Genomic DNA, 19112 nt, shown 5'->3' on the forward strand with positions numbered 1-19112 from the left:
ATTCAATATACAGAATTTAATTTTCAAAAGTGTTCAATTTGAAATTGCAATTTTCGATAATATTTTTTTCTATATCATTGGCAATGTCTTGATAGCGACTCAAGATTCTGCCTCCTTTCTATTGTAAAGGAATAAATTACATATACATTCTAACAGTATTCATTTATTAATTGAAAGCGTTTGCTAAAAATAATTTATTTTTTATGCTAAAGCATGCGCATGTAAACGATTTTACTTAATATACTGAGAATATGTATTTGAAAATGCTTACAAAAGGTATATAATATTGGCTGTCAGGAGATAAAAGTATATATCTTTTGCTTGAGATGATTATATAAGCATGGTAAGACTAAGCCGTGCATGTATAATTTTTTGTTTACAAATCGATGAAAGCGTTTTATAATAATTGGTGTAGATCAATAAAAGCTAATTAAACTATAAAATAAAAATTTCAGGAGGAAATTTATTATGGCTGAACAAACTATCATGTTAAATTGTAGTGCTGGTATGAGTACTTCACTCTTAGTAACTAAGATGCAAGCTGCTGCTAAGGAACAAGGTATTGATGCAGAAATCTTTGCTTGCCCAGCATCAGAAGCTGACGACAAGATGGCACAACAAGAAATCGATTGTGTACTTCTTGGGCCTCAAGTAAGTTACATGAAAGGTGACTTCGAAAACAAGGTTAAAGGTAAGGGCAAAGACGGTAAGGACATTCCTTTAGACGTAATTAATATGCAAGATTACGGCATGATGAATGGTGCTAACGTTTTGGCACAAGCTGAAAAATTGATCAAAGGTGAATAATTAATTAGCTAAAATAGCTAAGGAAAGTGAGACAGATTTTATGGCAGAAGAAAAGAAAACTCCAGAACAAAAAGAACAAGAAACTTTAATGGCTGCTATGGGTTTAATTGCCAATGGTGGTAATGCAAAGAGTTTAGCCTTTGAAGCAATTCGCTTGGCTAAAAAGGGCGATATTGCAGGTGCTCGTGAAAAGTTGAAGGAAAGTGACAAATCACTTCTTGAAGCTCACAATTCACAAACCGGCATGTTAACTAAAGAAGCGCAAGGTGACCACATGCATGTAACTTTGTTAGTAGTTCACTCTCAAGACCACTTGATGAATGCTATCACCTTTAGAGATTTAGCTGGAGAAATGGTTGATCTTTACGAAAAGCTGTATGAATCTGGCTCTCTTAAAAAAGAAGATAAGTAATCGCTGAAAATGAAAATAACTCCTGCGAGTGCGGGAGTTATTTTTTTCGATAATTTTTGCCTGATTTGTGCTTAAATATAATTATTAGGCAAGAAATGAGACGAAGAAAAATGAATAAACAAAACATTAAAAAAGAACAGACAGAGATGGCTAAGAAAAGACATGAAGATAGCATTAAGTATATGTATTTTAGTCGATATTTGTTAATTAGATATATTATTACCATCTTCTTTTTTACCAACTTGATGTGGCTAATTATTGATGTAAATTATCATAGTGTTCTTGGCATTATTGTTTCGGCAATTATGACAATTTATAGTGGGATTGCTTCGATTGAGCAGTTAACTAAAATGCATAATCGAAAACGAGAGGTCCCAATTAGCAAAGTTTATCTTGAAGTACAAGCAGCTTTAAATTTACTTTTTATAATATTGACGTTTTTGCCATTGGGTAAGTATTTATTCCCATTCATCGAAAATCAAAGTATTATGTTCTTTATGACAACTTTGTTTTTAGCTGGCATTTTATTGTGTGTTTGGAGCGAATACCGAATTCATCAAATTATGAATGATCAAGATCGTTATCACAAGGTGATAGAGACTTTTAAGAAGCACCAACAATAGTTCATGTAAAGTTACATGAACTTTTTTTATTAGAAGTAATTTCAAAAATATACATTTTAAAAAACCAAAATATATCAATAAAAAGCGTTTACATTAGAAAACGCTTTCGCTATAATAAGGTTGTTCAGATTTAATGATATTTCAGAATATTGGGGGAAAGAAATATGGCTGATTCAAAATCTGGCTCTTTTAAAGATGCGCTAGCTGCAAAAGCAGGTAAATTTGCAGGTTCACGTTTTGTTAGAGCTATTATGGACGCTGGTTATAGCGTTATTTCATTTTCAATTATCGGGGCAGTTTTCTTAATTTTGAATGTGCTGCCTCAAGCATTTCCAATTCCAGGATTTGCCGCATTTTATGCGAATACTTTAGGACGTTTTAGTGGCTTATTCCAAGTAGTTTACAACTCGACTATGGGTATCTTGGCATTAGTATTTGCAGGTACTTTTGCTTATTCATACACGGATATTTATCGAAGAGAAGAGAAAATTGATTTGGTACCGATGAACGGTTTGATGATGTTCTTAATGGCATTCTTCATTACTGTTCCGGAACTTATTTGGAAAAATGGTGCTGTTCAATTTATTACTACATTTACTAAGACTAAAATGGTGGCAGGCGGTTATGAAGCCTCAACAAATGGTATTACCAGAATTGCTGCCGTTGGTATCTTCACTGGATTAGTAATTGCATGGCTTACAGTTCAGATCTACCGTTACACTGTTAAGCACAACTGGAGAATAAAAATGCCTGCATCAGTTCCATCTGGTGTTTCTAACTCATTTAGCGCTTTGATCCCAGGCTTTTGTATTGCTGTTGTAGTTGCATTGATTGAACTAATTTTGGTAACTTTAGGAACTGATATTTTCCAAGTTCTTTACATTCCATTCTCATTCATCAGTGCAATTGCTGATACTTGGTGGGGCTTTTTGATTATCATTTTCTTGATTCACTTCTTATGGTGGTTCGGAATTCATGGTGCTACTATCATGGGCTCATTCTATACTCCAATTGTTTTAGTTAATATGGCTGCTAATGTAAATGGTGCTAATCACTTCTTTGCAGGTGATCCGATGAACTCCTTTGTAATTATTGGTGGTTCAGGTGCTACTTTAGGGATGGCAATCTGGTTAGCCTTTGGTTCTCGTTCAGCTCAATTGAAAGAAATTGGTAAGGTTGAATTGGTTCCTGCCATTTTTAATATTAATGAACCATTGTTATTCGGTTTGCCAATCGTTTATAACATTAACTTGCTTGTGCCATTCATTTGTGCTCCACTTGCTTCTGGCTTGGTGGGTTACATCGCAGTAACTTCACATTTAGTACCTAAGATTATTGTGCAACAACCATGGCCAACTCCAGTGGGTTTGAGTGGTTATCTTGCAACTACTAGCTGGCAAGGTGCCGTGCTTTCAATCGTTTGTGCATTTGTTGCCTTCTTAGTTTGGTTCCCATTCATCAAGCACTATGACAATGTCTTATTGAAGAAGGAACAGGCTGACGCTACTAAGAACTAATAGATTAATTTTGATATAGATAAGATTGTTAATTTGAACAAAAAAAGACCATAACTACAACACAATTAGAAGTAGTTATGGTCTTTTTGCTGCTGAGATGGCGATTTTAAGCTGCAATATTAGCTAAAACATTGTCACCCATTCGTCTTAATTCTTTCTTTGCGCCCATCTTTAATTGGAAATTGTAAAACATAGTTTGGAGTTTGCCGTGTTTCTCGCGGTCAAAGCTAAGCATGTCTTCAGAAAAGGTGATTTTTACGCCTTGATCGTTATCCTCAGTGACATATTTAATCACTAATTCCATTCGATCTGTCTTAAAATGAGCCCCATAGACCTTGTTTCTTTCGTAATCGGTTAATTCTACTTGGGCACCATCCACCTCGTATTTAGTACCTTTAGCAAGCGTTACCGGCATGTCATTACCACGAGCTTTTTTAATAGCAGGAATTAATTGTTCTTCAAGGTAATCAAAGAAGTCCTTAGCCTTGAAGTTGAATTGTTTAGTAATTGTAATCATACTTTTCCTTCTCTCATCTATATTACTTATGCTTTCATCATATCTTTTTAGAAAAATAGAGTCTAGCACTTTTTAGCTAGGCTCTACTTATAAATAAAAGTTTTAGTCTAAATCCTCACCATTTGAGGTGATAACTTTTTTATACCAGTAGAATGAATCTTTAGGATAACGCTTGAGTGAGCCATTGCCACGGTCATCACGATCAACATAGACAAAACCATAGCGTTTCTTCATCTCACCAGTCCCATTTGAGACAAGATCGATTGCTGACCAGGTAGTGTATCCCATCAAATCGACACCATCAATTGTGACAGCATCCCGCATTGATTTGATCTGGTCTCGTAAGTAATCAATACGATAGTTATCATGAATTGATCCATCTTTTTCAAGGGTGTCAGCAGAACCTAAACCATTTTCTACTACCCATAGAGGCTTGTGGTAACGATCCCAGAGCTCATTTAGGCCGATTCGTAAAACATCTGGATCAGTTGCCCAGCCCCAAGCATTACTCTCAAGATATGGGTTAACTACACCACCAGCAGAAACATTACCGTTAGCTTTAGCATCAGCTTCATGAGTGGTTAAAACGTTTGAGGTGTAGCAAGAAAAACTTAAGAAATCTGCTGGATATTTAGCAATTAATTCATAATCTTCTGGTGTATCATTAAGCTTAATCCCATCACGTTCATATTTCTTAAGACGATAGTTAGGGTAGCGGCCGCCAGTTTGAACATCACTGTAGAAGAGCATCTCTTGCTTGGCTTCCATCACTTTAAGTTGATCAGCAGGATCACAAGTGTAAGGGTAGTAGGCAGAATAAGCTAGCATTTGGCCAACACGGTTGTTGGGGTCAATTTCATGGGCTAATTTAACTACCTTAGCGCTAGCTACGAATTGATTGTGAGCACCTTGAGCACGATTTTGTTCGCTACCATCGATTAAACCGCCACCCATATAAGGAGCCATGTCCATGGCGTTGATTTCGTTAAAAGTAAGCCAATATCTAACTTTGCCTTTGTAGTGCTTCATCACGATATCAGAGTAGTGAACGAAAGCATCGATTAAATGGCGATCTTTCCAGCCACCGTAGCGGGTAATTAAAGAAAGAGGTGTCTCATAGTGGGATAAAGTTACCAGTGGTTCAATGCCATACTTAGCACATTCATCAAATACTTTATCGTAAAAGGCTAATCCGTCTTCATTAGGTTGTTCGTCATCACCATTTGGCAAAATTCTGGACCAGTTCATTGATAGCCTGAAAACATCAAAGCCCATGTCGGCCATTAATTTAATATCTTCTTGATAGTGGTGATAAAAGTCCGTTCCTTGGTGGCTAGGGTAGTAGTAACCGTCTAAAATAGTTGGAACAGCACCTTCAGGTAGACTAAATTCTTGCCCCCAAACTAGAGGCGTAGCTCCAGTTTCACCATTAGGCTTTTTCCAAGTTACCTTACGCGGTTCAGTTGCTGAGCCATTAGTTAAAACGTCAACAGCATTTAAACCCTTGCCGCCTTCATCATAACCACCTTCATATTGGTTAGCTGCAGTAGCGCCACCCCAAGTGAAATTTTTTGAGAATGCCATAAAATACCTCCTAAAATCGGTTATTATCTAATAAAACGTAATCGCGAGTATCGTATCGATTTCTACTGGTTGAATATTCGATTGGTTGCCCATTTGTAAGCCAAATGATCTGTTCTAGCTCAAGCATTGGGTCATCATCTTTAGCATCTAAGAATTTTTTATCGTATTCGTTGGGTTTAGCAGCACGAATTTTTCGATAAGCATGACCAAACTTTAAATGCAATTTTTGATGGATGTAATTATAGATTGATGCATGTAGAATCTTCTCATCTAATTCGGGAACCAGCTTAATTGGCATATAAGTATGCTCAATAATGTAGGGTTGATCATCATAGATTCTAAGTCGAACAATGTTATAGACTGGTTCATTTCGCTTTAGATCGAGGTTCTTTTGTATTTGCTCATCGGGAAACTCAACAGAGAAGTGTAGCACCTTACTTGTAACTTCGTTTTTTCCTAGTAAGTTTCTTAAACCAGTAAAAGCATTGACGGGAGAGTCAATATCAGATTTAATTGGAATTTCGCCTGCGACAAATGTGCCTAAGCCAGATTGTTTATAAACTAGTCCTTGTCGTTCCAAACCATCGAAAGCCTTTTTTACAGTCAGACGACTAACGTCAAATTCTTTAGCGAATGCCTCTTGATCAGGTAAGGGCTCTTGCTTACTGTAAACACCATTTTCAATACGTTTTTTTAATTCACTTGCGACCTCTAAATATTTTGCCTTTGCCATGTTTTTTCATCTTCTTTACTTTTATACTTATACTTCTATTTTAAAACAAAAGTCTATACTTTATCAAAAAAGAGACGTCATTTTTACTATTTTACAAGCATTAATGGCATCTCTCTTTCTAAAACTATATTTAATTTTATATGATTAGCATATTTTTACTTATTTGCTTCTTGTTTAGCTTCTTTCATTTCTTTAGCGAGCAATACCTTATCGTATTTTCTAGCAAATGGCCAGTAAATAGCTGTTGAAATAAGTAACGTACATGCCTGCCAGATGGCCATCTTCCAGCCACCAATTAAGAAACCAGAGATAACAGCTGGTGTAGTCCATGGAGCGGCAACACCATTAAGTGGTGGAACAATACCAGTTTTGATAACCAAGTAAGTTGAAGCAGCAACTACTAATGGAGTTAAGAAGAAAGGTACAGCAAGCATTGGGTTCATAACGATTGGCAAACCGAAGAGGAATGGTTCGTTAATGTTGAAGATACCAGGTACTAATTCTAACTTACCAATTGACTTCAATTGAACTGATTTAGCAGCAACTAAAGTGAAGATAATTAAACCAATAGTAATACCAGAACCAGTTAAGTTAATGAAGTTGTTGTAGAATTCATTAGTGACAACGTGAGCACCTTGAGCAATAGTAAGTTTGCCTTCAGCGAATAATCTAGCGTTGTCAGCAGTGTTGGCTTGAAGCATTGGAGCAACAAGTGATCCCATGATCAAACCACCGTGGACACCGAAGAACCAGAAGAATGGTACAAGGAATCCAATAGCAATAGCACCACCGAATGAGTCTGAAATACCTTGAAGAGGAATTTGTAAAGTATTGTAGATCCAGTTTAAGAAGTCAGTGTGTGCAAATGCATTAAATGCAGCATAAATCAACATTGAACCTGTAAGGATAACACCTGAAGGAATCATAGCAGTAAATTGGTTAGATACTGCAGGTGGAACTTGAGCTGGCATCTTAATAGTCCAACCTGCCTTCATAATCATTGTGTAGATCCAACCAACAAGTAAACCAACGATAATTGCAGCGATCATACCGTCACCACCAAGCCACTTAGTGTTAATTACACCAGTAACAGGTGATTCTAAGAATGATTGTAAAGCATGAGGCAATTTATCAATGTTTTCTGTTACTACTTTACCTGTCATTGAACCATCAGTAAGACCTGAAGTTAAAGCAGCCTTTAATGGATTATCAATGCTTAAGTTTTGTAGCATTAAGAAAGCAGCTGCTGAAGTAAGACCTGGTGCTAAAGGTTCGTAATTTTCGTTTTTAACATAAATATAAGCAATACCAATAGCAGCCTACAAACCCATCATTTGGAAGGTGGTATTGTTGGCTTGTGCAAAAATAGCACCCCAACCAGAAGCATTAATTGCATCTGCAACGGACTTAATAGGAATATTTCCTAAAATCAGGAAAATAGAACCGATAATAATGAATGGCAGTGAGTAAACCATACCATTTTGCAGAGCGGTAATTGCTTTAGTGTTAACGAATTTCATGATTGGTGGCATTATGTGTTGGTTAACCCATAAGCCAAATCCAGATTGTTTTTGATCAGCCATTATAATTCATCTCCATTATCACTAAGTACCTTTTGGAACCAGTAAAATGATTTCTTAGGTACACGTTTTAAGTCTTTTAAGTCATGATTTGATCTATTGACGTAAATAGCACCGTAGCGCTTTTCCATATCAGCATGAGAGCTTGGAATATCGATTAAGCCCCAGCCGAGATAGCCAAGAACCTTAGCACCATCATCAAAAATGGCATCCTTCATGGCTTTAATGTGATCGCGATGATATGCAATTCTCTCATCATCTTCGATCATATTCTTGCCATCCCATGTCTCTTTAAGACCAATCCCATTTTCAATAGGGAAAATAGGAATATGGTAGTAGTTATACATGGTAGTGATTGCATTTCTGAAGCCAAGTGGATCGATTGCCCAGCCCCAACCGTTAGTTTTTACGTATTTGGCTTCTACGCCGCCGTGGTTAAGGTAGCGGTTAGGAGCCTCACTGGCAGGAATTTTGTCACTTGATAATACCCATGATGAGTAATATGAAAAGGCAAGGAAGTCAGCTTTAGCTTTTTTCATAATTTCTTTGTCTTCATCAGTGATATCCATGTTGATGTGATGGTTATTGGCATATTGCATTACTTCTGGTGAGTAACCACGACCAGTATCGGCATCATAAATATTGAAGTTTAAAAATTCTTGAACTTGTTTGGCAGCCCAAATATCTTCAGGTTTGCTGGTAGCTGGATAAATTTGTTGGTAGGCAAGCATACCGCCAATTTTTACATCAGAATAATTTTCGTGGATGTAATTAGCTAATTGAATGTGACACATCATCGTATGGTGGAAGATGGTGTACATATCATCTAAGCTCTTGTCACCATGTTCATAACCTGAAATATTGAAAACTTCATCTTGGAAGTAAAGGTTATGTTCATTGAAAACGATCCAATACTTTACCCGGTCACCGAAGTGATCAATCATCTTTTTACCAAAGCGAACGAACGCGTCAACTACATGCCGTGACATAAAGCCATTGTATTTCTTAGCTAAATTCAGTGGCATGTCGAAATGGTAAAGACAAATCATTGGTTCAATGCCACGTTTAAGCATCGCATTGATTAAACGATCATAAAAGTCGATACCTTTTTCGTTGAAGTCGCCGTCGCCATCAGGACATACACGTGACCATGAAATTTGAATTCGATACATGTTCAGATGCATATCTTTCATTAGGTCGAGGTCTTCATCGTATCTATGATATTCATCAATTGCTACATGCCAATCAGTTGTTTTGTCAGTAGCAGGGCGAACATCATAAACGGAGAGACCTTTGCCATCTTCATTCCAAGCACCTTCAGTTTGCATACTTGAAACTGAGTTGCCCCAGAAAAAGGTGGATGGCAATTTGCGCTTTTCAGTCATCTATTTCCTCTCTACCTCTGTAAGCACTTTCATTTATCTACATAAATAAGCATATCAGATTAATAATGAAAATAAAGATCTAATTAGTTAAAAATATATACTTTTACTTTACATAAAGAAAAAAGCCCATTTATATAGGCTTGTAGAAAGATTATTTTAGATAAAATAACAATTATAGTTTGATTAATTTTGATGCTTTTGCTCGAAATTAGCAACTGCTCCACGCAAGTTGGCATCGCTTTTTAGTGAACAGAGGGCAATGACAGGCTTTAAGGTATGTAAGTCTGAATTTGCTTCAATTTGATCAATTTCTTTGTTTAGGAGAGGAATTAACTCAGGGTTGTTAGAAATGCCACCACCTAGAACTATTTTTTCAGGATCAAAGCTGTGTTGAATATTGTAGATGGCAACTGCCAGGGAATGAATTAGAGTAGAGCGGACATCGCTTGCAACGGGATCATCTTGATCAGCTAAGGCAAAAACGGTTTTACCATCAAGATTTTTACCGGTTCTTTCATTATAATGGTTAGCCATTGTAACCGGAGAAGCAAGTTCGCTTAAAGTATGTGTTCCCATTAGCATGTAGCCAAATTCACCGCCAAAAAGATGAGCCCCATGCCAAACTTTTTGATTAATAATTAAGGCTCCACCAATTCCGGTACCGATAACAAAAAAGGCCATTGAATTGCAACCTTTTCCAGCACCAGCAGCTAATTCACCTAAGGCAGCAGAGTTAGCATCATTTTCGATAGATACAGGTAATTCAAATCTTTTTTCTAATTCTTCAACAATCTTAAAATTATGGATGTAAGGCAAGGCAGATGAGCCACCAATGATTCCAGTCTTTTGATCAACGGCACCGGGTGAGGAGATGGCTACTCCTTCGATTTTAGTATCTTGTTTGATTTTATTAATTTCTGCTGTTAAAACATCATAAAAGCCATTTAAATCCTTAGGAGTATCAACTGCATGGTTATTTTGTAATTTGCCATCTTTCCAAGTTGCGAGTTTAATCGTTGTACCACCAATATCAATTGCTGCTAAATTCATTATGTATTCACCTCATAAAAATCTATACTTTTTACCACCATCATAATTATTCATGAAAACGTTGTCAATAAAATCTTGAATGCTAAAATAGGCATGTAAAGTAAAAACGAAGGCATATATGGTTAATTCAATTTTTACAAATCGGAGAGCTGTTAGAAACTTTAGCAGTGAATCTATTTCAGACGATGAGATTAAGAGTCTAATTGCTGCTTTTCAAACGACTCCTTGTGGAATGCATCAGACAGATGTAATGAGCTTGGTGGTTGTTAAAGATGAAGCATTGCGCGACAAGATTGAGACGAAGACCGATAATGCGTGTTATCATGCCCCAGTATTATTTATAATTAATACTGAAAAAGACAGCATGTTTGGCGAGCGGGATGCATCCTGTGGTGCAGAGAACATTATGCTTGAGGCGACAGACTTAGGTCTTGGCTCCGTTTATGTAATGGGCGGCGCAGCTAGATTAAATGATGACAGCGAATTGCAGAAGGAGCTGGGGATTGATCCTGCCTTTCAGACGAGTGTCATCGTGCCGGTTGGCAAGATTGGAGAAAAACCGGAAGCAACGGATCGTTCAAATCGTTATCAAGTTACAATTTATTAATTAAAAAGAGCTAATGTGAAAATTAGCTCTTTTTTTGTTTAAACAGCGGTTAAAGAGGGAGGTTTTGTGTGATAATAGACATAAGAAATAACAAATGGAGCTATTTATGAATAGAAAAATTTTTGTAGGTATTGCTGCAGTCACTTTAGCTGTGACTTTGACGGGTTGTAGTCAAGTACATTTTGGTAAAGATGCAGTGACGATTGGTGAAGTAAAACAAAATAAGAAAACAGTAAGCGTAAAAAAGGCTAAATCTGCCAAGGTACAATCTTCAAGTTCCAAGAAGATTAAGCCTAAAAAAGACTCGAAAAAGAAAATCAAAGAGAATAAGAAAAATAAGACTAAAAAGTCGGCTGTTGTAATTTGGAATACAGCTAAGACAGCCAAGTTAAAGACTGCAGTCAATAACTGGGGTAAAAAGTCCGGTCAGACCTATCAGTTTTATGATGGGAAAAAGAATTTAAAGACCAAAAAGGGTGCAACTTATCCTGGAGTGCTAGCAACTAATCGGTTTGTTTTGAATAAAAAGTCAATTAAGATAGGCTACAGTCCAACGGGCAAGGCAAAATATGATTATAATGTGCTGGCAATTGCTAATGATGACTTTAAATCTTGGCACAATACTTACTTATTCTGCCTTAAATCTGATAAGCCGGTTATCTTGCTTGATCAGTCTAGGAATGGCAACCCAATTGTAGTTAAAGTAGTTAAAGATACATCTCTGAATAAAATCTTTAGTCAATTAGTAAAATAAAGATTAAATGAGTAAGCAAAAAAGCATGAGAAAATTAATTCTCATGCTTTTTTTGAAATTGTACTCGGTTAACTCGAAATTAATCGTGATCAACATCGTCTGGGAAGAAGGCAAGACGTTCACCATCGCCAAGTTCTTCTTCGATTTCAAGTAAGCGGTTGTACTTTTCAACACGTTCTGAACGAGCTGGAGCACCGGTCTTAAGTTGACCACCGTTAACAGCAACAGCTAAGTCAGCGATGAAGGTGTCACCAGTTTCACCTGAACGGTGAGAAATCATAGTGTTGTAACCGTTCTTACGTGAAAGACGGATAGTTTCAAGGGTTTCAGTAACAGTACCGATTTGGTTCAACTTGATAAGTGAAGCGTTACCAGCACCTTCCTTGATAGCCTTAGTCAAAAGTGCAGGGTTAGTACAAATGAAGTCGTCAAGAACGATTTGGATACGGTCCTTGTGGCTCTTAGTGAACTTAACCATACCGTCAACATCGTTTTCGTCGTATGGGTCTTCCATAGAGATTAATTCTGGGAATTCGTCCAAAAGCTTGTCGTAGTAATCTGCTAATTCTTCATCAGTAAGAACCTTACCTTCAAGGTGGTACTTGTGATCATCCTTGTTGTAGAAGTATGAAGCAGCACAGTCACATGCAATAGCGATATCTTCACCTGGCTTGTAACCAGCCTTGATGATTGATTCGTGAAGAGCCTTCAAAGCTTCTTCTGAGTTCTTCATGTTAGGAGCGAAACCACCTTCGTCACCTAAACCAGTTTCGTAACCCATGTCTTCAAGAACCTTCTTCAAGGTGTGGTATACGTTAACGATCTTTTCGAAACCGTCACGGAATGAAGTCTTAGCAACTGGAGTGATCATGAATTCTTGAATGTCGATACCGTTGTCAGCGTGTTCACCACCGTTGATAACGTTGTGGAAAGTTTGTGGCATTTCAAGATCAGTACCGCCAAGGTATCTGTACAATGGAAGGTGAGCATCGTTAGCAGCTGCAACTGCAACAGCCATAGATACACCTAAGATAGCGTTGGCACCAAGACGACCCTTGTTTGGAGTACCGTCTAAGTCAATCATGGTCTTGTCAATCTTTGGTTGGTTGTATGGGTCCATACCCTTAAGAGCATCGTTAATTTCAGTGTTAACGTTGTTAACAGCCTTTGAAACACCCTTACCACCAAGACGTGAACCACCGTCACGTAATTCAACAGCTTCGTTTTCACCAGTTGAAGCACCTGATGGAACTTCAGCCTTACCTACGACACCGTTTGAAAGAGTAACGTGAACTTCAACAGTTGGGTTACCACGTGAGTCGAAAATTTCAAGTGCGTGTACATTTTCAATAACTGATTTGAGCATTAATAAACCTCCTCAAAAATTATGGTATGTTTTTCATACCATACGGAACAATTTTTGCTCCGCTTTACATCTCAAATTTTAGCCTAACTTTGTGACGGTGTAAACATATGAAAGCGGTTTACATTTTAAAAATTAGTAAAGCAGTCTAAAAAACTCTATATCAAAGGACTATAATATATGTATTAAAATAAATACAAAAAATAAGGAATCTAAAATGGAAAATATTAAATTAATTGTTGACTCAAGTGCCAATATGAATAATGATCCGGCGCGTAATTTGGAAGTAGTGCCTCTGACAATTTCTTTTGGTGGTAAGGACTACCTTGATAATCAAGATTTGAATATGAAGGAATTTTTGTCCAATATGAATCAAAATAATGTGGCAGGCAAAACAACTTGTCCAAGTATTCAAGCATGGCTTGACGCACTTGAAGGAACAGAAAAAGCGATTATCGTCACAATGACCAGCGGGATGAGTGGCACTTTTTCTTCAGCCCTTCAGGCAAAAGCAATGTATGAGGAAAAACATCCCTTGAGTAAAATTATAGTAGTTGATTCAAGAAGTGCGGGACCTGAGCTAGCAATCATAGTCCATGGTATTGAGAAAATGCTGCAAGGTGAAATGCGCTTTGTAGATCTAGAAGAAGCAATTGCTAAGTTTAGAATGCAGACTCATTTGCTTTTTGTTTTGCAATCACTACATAATTTATCTTTAAACGGTCGTGTTTCACCAGCTGTAGCCAAAATCGCAGGTTTGCTCAAAATCAACTTGATCGGAACAGCAAGTAAAGAAGGAAAACTTGAGCCACTTACTAAGGCTCGTGGAATGAAAAAGGCCATCCGTGAAATTATCAAGTATATGAAGGAAGATAATTATCACGGTGGCGAAGTGATAATCGATCATTGCGAAAATGAAAAAGATGCAGAAATAATTAAAAATAAAATATTGGAGGAATACCCTGAAGCTCAAATTACTATTCGTCCAATGCATGGTTTATGTAGTTTCTATGCTGAAGAAGGCGGCATTATGGTAGGCTTTCATGAATAAAAAAAGGATCACGCTCAAGTGCTGAACGTGATCCTTTTTAAATCGCTAAAAATAGTTGCTGCGAAATACTGAAACAAACGATTGCTAAACTAGTAGCACCAAGAACATCAGAAGGATAGTGGGCCTTTAAACTTAAACGAGAGAAAATTACCATTGCCCAAATAGCTACTACGGCAATAACAAATCCGGTTCCAAGATCTTTGGCAAATAGTTGTAGTACGATTAAGCCCATGGTTGTGGCACCTAAAACATGACCGCTGGGAAAGCTATAGCCATCTTCTTTATCGGAATGTAATAATGGTCGCTTGCGCCGAATAAGTTTTTTTAGAATAATACCAGAAATGTCAGCAAATCCTAGAGTTCCTAATACCCAAAGAGCGGTTAGATTTCGTTCTTCGTTTAAAAGTAGGCCTGCTAATAATACATCCCAAACGACCATTAGTTTAGGATCATTAATAAAAGCGATAACCTGCCAGCTGTAGCCATCATGACGTTTGACCAATTGGTGGTGAAGCCAGTGATCAAATAGATTGAAACGACGTGAATTTTTGATATTAAAAATAAGCCAGAGCAAAACTGCCGCAGACAGTAGCAGTACAAAATAATTATTCATTAATAAAAAAATCCCCAATTACTATATAAGTACAATCTATTTTAACCGGAAAAACAAAAATAATGCTAATCTTTAAATAAAATTAACATTATTTTTCAATTATTTAGTTTTGGTGATTAAATGTTGGTTTAGTTAACATATCATACTTGATTAATTCCTTAGCATCGAGGTCTTCTTTGTTTATGTCAACGACATTAATTTGCTGATTAGTATAAGTAGTGTAATAGAAAATCCCCTTGTCAAGGTTGGTACCATCAGAGTAAATAGTGTATTCAAATGAATTAGGGCCAACTTGATCAAGTCCTTTTTGTTGTTCAACAGAATGCAAAATATGGAAGTAATTGTCTACGTTTTCTTCCTCACTTTTACCAACAGGAGCGTTGAACTTGTTAAAAGCTACACGAACAAAGCGCGATTCTGAATCCATCCCACCTGGCAAATTGCGTGAACCAAGCCCACGGCTGTAGCCATTCATATTGACCTCTTTTGAAAAGTTGTTCTTAGGCATTGCAGGTGAAACATCAGCATAATTATTTAAATTAAATAATTGACATGAAAACTGAGGATTGTTAGTCAGGCAACCGACAGGATTATCATAAACGTGCATTCCATCTTTATCGGTTTCAACGACAATTGAAACACCTGTCTTATCGGCAATTAACCAATGAAGTGGGGATGCCTGCATCTTGTCAGAGAAATTAAGGTTAACAATGTTGATCTTTTTAAGTAATACCTTAGCATCCGCTACAGTTGCGCATTGACCCAGAATCCAGGGAATAAATTCAAATGAAGCAATGTTGTCTTTATTGGCAACTTCATCATAGTAGGTAGCATTGTCAGGGTAGTTAAGTCCTGCCATGCCTAAACCTTTTTCATTAGCTGCGTCAAAGTAGAGCGGATAATTACCAGCATCAAGTGCAATACCAACCATAGCATAATGATGCTTCATTTCAGGCATCTTGCGGAAGTTGAAAGCATAATTGCGTGGGGTAACTACAACTTGTTGGCCGAAAGTAATCTCAAGATCGAGGTTACGTCCAAAATAGTGATCTTGTGGACTGAAAATAATTGAAGTACACATAATATATGATCTCTTTTCTATATCTTCAAATAATGTGCTATTAGCAAGTATAGCATTTAAATATTAAAAAATGACTAAGATAAAAAAGACCAAGCATTGCACTTGGTCTTTTCCACATATTGACAAAAGGAGTGTACAGGATTTGAACCTGCGCGCCAAGGAAAACTTGGTTCGCCGGATTTCGAGTCCGGTGCATTACCACTCTGCCAACACTCCGTAACAAAAGTATTATAACCTACTTAACTAAATAATGCCAAAATATTTTATTTTTAGTTAATGTGAATTTGTTAACAATTTACCTTGTCAAGAATAGAAAATAATAGTATACTTATTACTATCATCATAAAGGGAGTTGTGTTTGTCAAATTAAACAGATCACATATGGAGGGATTTTTGTTGACAAACATAATTAAAACTAAATCATTCTGGTTAGCTACGGCGATGACCTTATTTTGTTCTGTAGCAGGAATTTTCTTGGCTAAATTGCCATACGTAAACTTAATCGGGGCATTGGTAATTGCATTGTTATTAGGGATTGCATTGCAAATAACGCCTCAGAGCGTACAAGCTGAAGCGAAAGCTGGCATGGGTTTTATTTCCAACAAGTTTTTAAGATTAGGGATTATCTTGTTAGGATTTAGACTCAATTTGACTAAGTTGGCTGATGCAGGAGTTAAGACTATACTGGTTGCGGCGCTGGCAGTTAGTGGAACAATTGTGCTTACTTATTGGCTTAGCCGTAAGTTTGGTACTGAAGATGAGTTAGCTATTTTGTCGGCTTGTGGTTGTGGAGTTTGTGGTGCAGCTGCCGTTATGGGCGTGTCACCACAAATTGAGACAAGCGATGAAGAAAGAAAAAGAGAAAACGAAGTTCTAGCGGTGGCTGTTGTTTGTGTCATGGGAACGGTGTTTACATTACTTGAAATCGTGCTCAAACCGCTTCTTGGCTTAACTGATACACAATATGGAGTAGTAGCGGGTGGATCTTTACACGAAATTGCTCATGCGGTTGCAGCGGGAAGTGCTTTTGGTGAAGTCAGTTTGGATAGCGCTCTAATTATGAAGTTATCTCGTGTATTACTTTTAGCACCGGTTGCTTTAATTGTGGGCTATTGGTACCAAAAGCGTTTGGTTACGGAAAGTGAAGCAGAACATACTAGAGCGCCGAAGAAATTACCAATTCCTTGGTTCTTGGGTGGATTTGTCTTAACTAGTATTATTGGTACATTTTTACCAATGTCTGCGCGGACTTTAGACTTCTTAGTGCAAGCAGCATATGTCTTTTTAGGGATGGCAATGGCTGCATTGGGAATTTCCGTTAACTTCAAGGTAATCTTTAAGCGTGGCGGTTCAGTCTTTGGGGCTGCCGCAGTTAGCTCAACTTGTTTGTTGGTATTCATGATTATTATGAGTAAAATTTTCTTTTAAACTTACTTAAAAATGTGCTTGTTCGGGTACATTTTTTATTACATAAAACATATAATTTGATGAAAGCGATAACAAAATATATAATAGTTATATAAAGTTAAGTTACTAATTGAAAGAGGGCTAATTTATGAAGTATCCTAAAACCAAAGAAATATTAAATCAAGCTGTTGCTGATACTACTCAATTAATGATGGTTGTCCGCCAACAACATTGGTATATGCGTGGACCTGAATTTTTAAAATTGCACCCATATTTAGACAAGGTAATGGATGAACTTGATGAACAACGTGACTTGATCTCTGAAAGATTGATTACCATTGATGGGTCACCATATTCAAGCTTACAGGAAGTGCTTGATCATACTAAGATCGAAGCTCATCCTGGCGAATGGGGAATTTCAACTAGAGAAAGATTTGCGACTATCATTGCTGGTTATCGTTATTTGGAGCACCTTTATGAAGAAGGGATCAAGGTAAGTGACGAGGAAGGCGACTATGGCTCAAATGATATCTTAACGTCATGCCATACAGATATTGAAAAGAGAATCTGGATGATGCAAGCTCAAATCGGCAAGGCCCCTAAGATTGATGAATAAAATATAGATTAAATGAATGCGTCCACATCCTACTTGGGAAGGGGATGCATTTTTGTTATAATCGAAAACTATAGAATATAAGGGGATTTTTTTGCAAATAAGAACTGCTACTGTTCAAGATTTAAGCCAAATTTGTGCTTTTTACAAACAAGTTTGTCTTGATCAAAAAACGGATGATTATAGTCCCGACTGGCATTGGGGTGTTTACCCGAGTGAAGAAGGATTAAAGCAGCAAATTAATAATGCGACTGTAATTATAGCTACCGACAATGATAAGGTTATTGAACTTTGTCGATCATGTTAATAAAAATGCAACTAAGGAGCACGATCAAAAATTCTTAAAACAATTGTTAGAAGAGTCTGGAAAAACATTTGATGATTTAGTAGCCTTAACAAATTCGCAAGTAAGTATTTTTTCTGATAGTCCAATTATTATTGCTAATTTCACTAATGGCGCACATTTAGCAGAAATGCTGGCTAATTACATTAAAGAACATGGCGGCGGGTTTTATTTGAACAGTCGGGTTACAAAAATAATATATGATGGAACCAAAGTATCAGGGTTGCAAGTGAGAAATTCAGCAGGTGAATTTACTATTAGTGCTAAAGCTGTAGTAATTGCCACAGGCAGTGCTTCTTATGAAAAGGATGATCTTCTTAATAAGGTCACACCATCTGTTGCTAAGGTTCATGTCTTTAACGAAGCTAGTCCTGCCAATACTGGTGATGGTTATAGTTTACTGAAAGCTGTTAATGCAGAGTTTTCAAATAATGATGTTTATAAGAATGGAACGATTGATTTTGCCCCACAATTATTTATCACTTGGAATACTGTACCTGATTATTCAAAAACAATGTTAATTGATGAGAATGGCAAACGTTTTTCTAATGAGGCACCATATAATTTCTTGAATTTAACAACGGAAATGTACAAGCATGGAAGTGAAAAGTATTATTTGATTTATGATGGCAAAAAAATGGATTCATCATTTAAGGAAAAACTAGATAAAGTAGAAGAAAATCCCCAAGTATATGTACATGCCAATTCAATTGTTGAACTAGCTAATGAATTGAAGATTGATGCAAATAGTCTAAAAGATACTTTTGTAAAATATCAAAATGCTACTGAGACAGGTAAGGATGAATTTGGCAAAGACAAAACGCATCTTGAAAAGTTTACTGGCAATGACTTTTATGCAGTATATGCAATGCTAGGGTCATGGAAAACAATTAACATGAAAACGAAAAGTGGAGCAACGAAGCGAGCAATTAAACTGCACCAATTTGGTAGAATATCCAATAGAAGATAGCTGTAGATATGATCAAAGATTATAAACACAACTGCTAAAGTTTTTAATTGATTGCCGTCTAGGCTGAATGCTTTTTTATTCAAAATCATCATCCTTTTTATG

Annotated in this window: 19 protein-coding genes, 1 tRNA gene and 1 pseudogene; 11 read left to right on the forward strand and 10 right to left on the reverse strand. The window is 36.8% G+C overall.

What is annotated here, in order from left to right; all coding sequences use genetic code 11:
- Window positions 1–468 precede the first annotated feature (468 nt).
- The 4 genes from CP363_RS08175 (at window position 469) to celB (ending at window position 3359) form a co-directional block, all read left to right on the forward strand.
- Window positions 469–807, forward strand: coding sequence for a PTS sugar transporter subunit IIB (locus tag CP363_RS08175; RefSeq protein WP_005718920.1), 339 nt, complete (start codon window positions 469–471; stop codon window positions 805–807).
- 40 nt (window positions 808–847) lie between these two features.
- On the forward strand, window positions 848–1219 hold the full coding sequence (locus tag CP363_RS08180; protein ID WP_005728116.1) for a PTS lactose/cellobiose transporter subunit IIA: 372 nt from the start codon (window positions 848–850) through the stop codon (window positions 1217–1219).
- A 95-nt stretch (window positions 1220–1314) separates the two neighbouring features.
- Complete coding sequence (locus CP363_RS08185; protein ID WP_080668527.1) at window positions 1315–1842, forward strand: PTS cellobiose transporter subunit IIA; 528 nt, start codon at window positions 1315–1317, stop codon at window positions 1840–1842.
- A 164-nt stretch (window positions 1843–2006) separates the two neighbouring features.
- Window positions 2007–3359, forward strand: a complete 1353-nt coding sequence (gene celB, locus CP363_RS08190; protein ID WP_098036116.1) for a PTS cellobiose transporter subunit IIC — start codon at window positions 2007–2009, stop codon at window positions 3357–3359.
- A gap of 106 nt (window positions 3360–3465) precedes the next feature.
- Here the strand turns inward: celB and CP363_RS08195 are convergent, their stop codons facing one another.
- From CP363_RS08195 to CP363_RS08220, 6 genes and pseudogenes are all read right to left on the reverse strand, one after another.
- A complete protein-coding gene (locus CP363_RS08195; RefSeq protein WP_005721311.1) occupies window positions 3466–3876 on the reverse strand; it encodes a DUF3284 domain-containing protein in 411 nt (136 codons plus the stop codon).
- Window positions 3877–3978: 102 nt separating this feature from the next.
- Entirely contained in the window at window positions 3979–5460 is a 1482-nt protein-coding gene (locus CP363_RS08200) for a glycoside hydrolase family 1 protein (RefSeq protein ID WP_098036117.1), read from the reverse strand.
- A gap of 10 nt (window positions 5461–5470) precedes the next feature.
- Window positions 5471–6193 carry a GntR family transcriptional regulator gene (locus tag CP363_RS08205; protein ID WP_061204629.1) on the reverse strand — a complete coding sequence of 241 codons (723 nt, stop codon included), beginning with the start codon at window positions 6191–6193 and terminating at the stop codon, window positions 5471–5473.
- Window positions 6194–6348: 155 nt separating this feature from the next.
- Window positions 6349–7776, reverse strand: a pseudogene (locus CP363_RS08210) (PTS sugar transporter subunit IIC).
- Window positions 7776–9158: a glycoside hydrolase family 1 protein gene (locus CP363_RS08215; protein WP_098036118.1), complete on the reverse strand. Its 1383-nt coding sequence runs from the start codon at window positions 9156–9158 to the stop codon at window positions 7776–7778. Before CP363_RS08215 ends, CP363_RS08210 begins: the two are co-directional and overlap by 1 nt.
- Window positions 9159–9341: 183 nt before the next feature.
- Window positions 9342–10208, reverse strand: a complete 867-nt coding sequence (locus CP363_RS08220) for an ROK family protein (RefSeq protein WP_098036119.1) — start codon at window positions 10206–10208, stop codon at window positions 9342–9344.
- Window positions 10209–10326: 118 nt separating this feature from the next.
- Between CP363_RS08220 and CP363_RS08225 the strand changes: the two genes are divergently transcribed.
- Window positions 10327–10815, forward strand: coding sequence for a nitroreductase family protein (locus CP363_RS08225; protein WP_098036120.1), 489 nt, complete (start codon window positions 10327–10329; stop codon window positions 10813–10815).
- 106 nt (window positions 10816–10921) lie between these two features.
- Entirely contained in the window at window positions 10922–11569 is a 648-nt protein-coding gene (locus tag CP363_RS08230; protein WP_068813689.1) for a DUF4767 domain-containing protein, read from the forward strand.
- 79 nt (window positions 11570–11648) lie between these two features.
- Here CP363_RS08230 and eno read toward each other — a convergent pair whose 3' ends face one another.
- Window positions 11649–12935 (reverse strand): phosphopyruvate hydratase, encoded by a 1287-nt coding sequence (gene eno / locus CP363_RS08235; protein WP_005718938.1) that lies wholly within the window; start codon window positions 12933–12935, stop codon window positions 11649–11651.
- Window positions 12936–13149: 214 nt separating this feature from the next.
- Between eno and CP363_RS08240 the strand changes: the two genes are divergently transcribed.
- Window positions 13150–13983: a DegV family protein gene (locus CP363_RS08240; RefSeq protein WP_061204631.1), complete on the forward strand. Its 834-nt coding sequence runs from the start codon at window positions 13150–13152 to the stop codon at window positions 13981–13983.
- A gap of 37 nt (window positions 13984–14020) precedes the next feature.
- Here CP363_RS08240 and CP363_RS08245 read toward each other — a convergent pair whose 3' ends face one another.
- The 3 genes from CP363_RS08245 to CP363_RS08255 all read right to left on the reverse strand — a co-directional run bounded on the left by CP363_RS08245 (window position 14021) and on the right by CP363_RS08255 (window position 15893).
- Entirely contained in the window at window positions 14021–14596 is a 576-nt protein-coding gene (locus CP363_RS08245) for a phosphatase PAP2 family protein (protein ID WP_013086209.1), read from the reverse strand.
- Between the two features lie 103 nt (window positions 14597–14699).
- A complete protein-coding gene (gene bsh / locus CP363_RS08250; protein ID WP_098036121.1) occupies window positions 14700–15677 on the reverse strand; it encodes a choloylglycine hydrolase in 978 nt (325 codons plus the stop codon).
- Between the two features lie 127 nt (window positions 15678–15804).
- Window positions 15805–15893 (reverse strand) — tRNA-Ser (locus CP363_RS08255).
- A gap of 165 nt (window positions 15894–16058) precedes the next feature.
- Between CP363_RS08255 and CP363_RS08260 the strand changes: the two genes are divergently transcribed.
- From CP363_RS08260 to CP363_RS08275, 4 genes are all read left to right on the forward strand, one after another.
- On the forward strand, window positions 16059–17105 hold the full coding sequence (locus tag CP363_RS08260) for a YeiH family protein (protein ID WP_065990388.1): 1047 nt from the start codon (window positions 16059–16061) through the stop codon (window positions 17103–17105).
- 127 nt (window positions 17106–17232) lie between these two features.
- Entirely contained in the window at window positions 17233–17700 is a 468-nt protein-coding gene (locus CP363_RS08265; RefSeq protein ID WP_098036122.1) for a DNA starvation/stationary phase protection protein, read from the forward strand.
- Window positions 17701–17791: 91 nt separating this feature from the next.
- Window positions 17792–18004: a hypothetical protein gene (locus tag CP363_RS08270; RefSeq protein ID WP_013086213.1), complete on the forward strand. Its 213-nt coding sequence runs from the start codon at window positions 17792–17794 to the stop codon at window positions 18002–18004.
- Window positions 17982–19010 carry an FAD-binding protein gene (locus CP363_RS08275; protein ID WP_233187151.1) on the forward strand — a complete coding sequence of 343 codons (1029 nt, stop codon included), beginning with the start codon at window positions 17982–17984 and terminating at the stop codon, window positions 19008–19010. Before CP363_RS08270 ends, CP363_RS08275 begins: the two co-directional genes overlap by 23 nt.
- Window positions 19011–19112: the final 102 nt, after the last annotated feature.

Source organism: Lactobacillus sp. UMNPBX12 (assembly GCF_002553955.1).
Lineage (GTDB): Bacteria > Bacillota > Bacilli > Lactobacillales > Lactobacillaceae > Lactobacillus > Lactobacillus crispatus.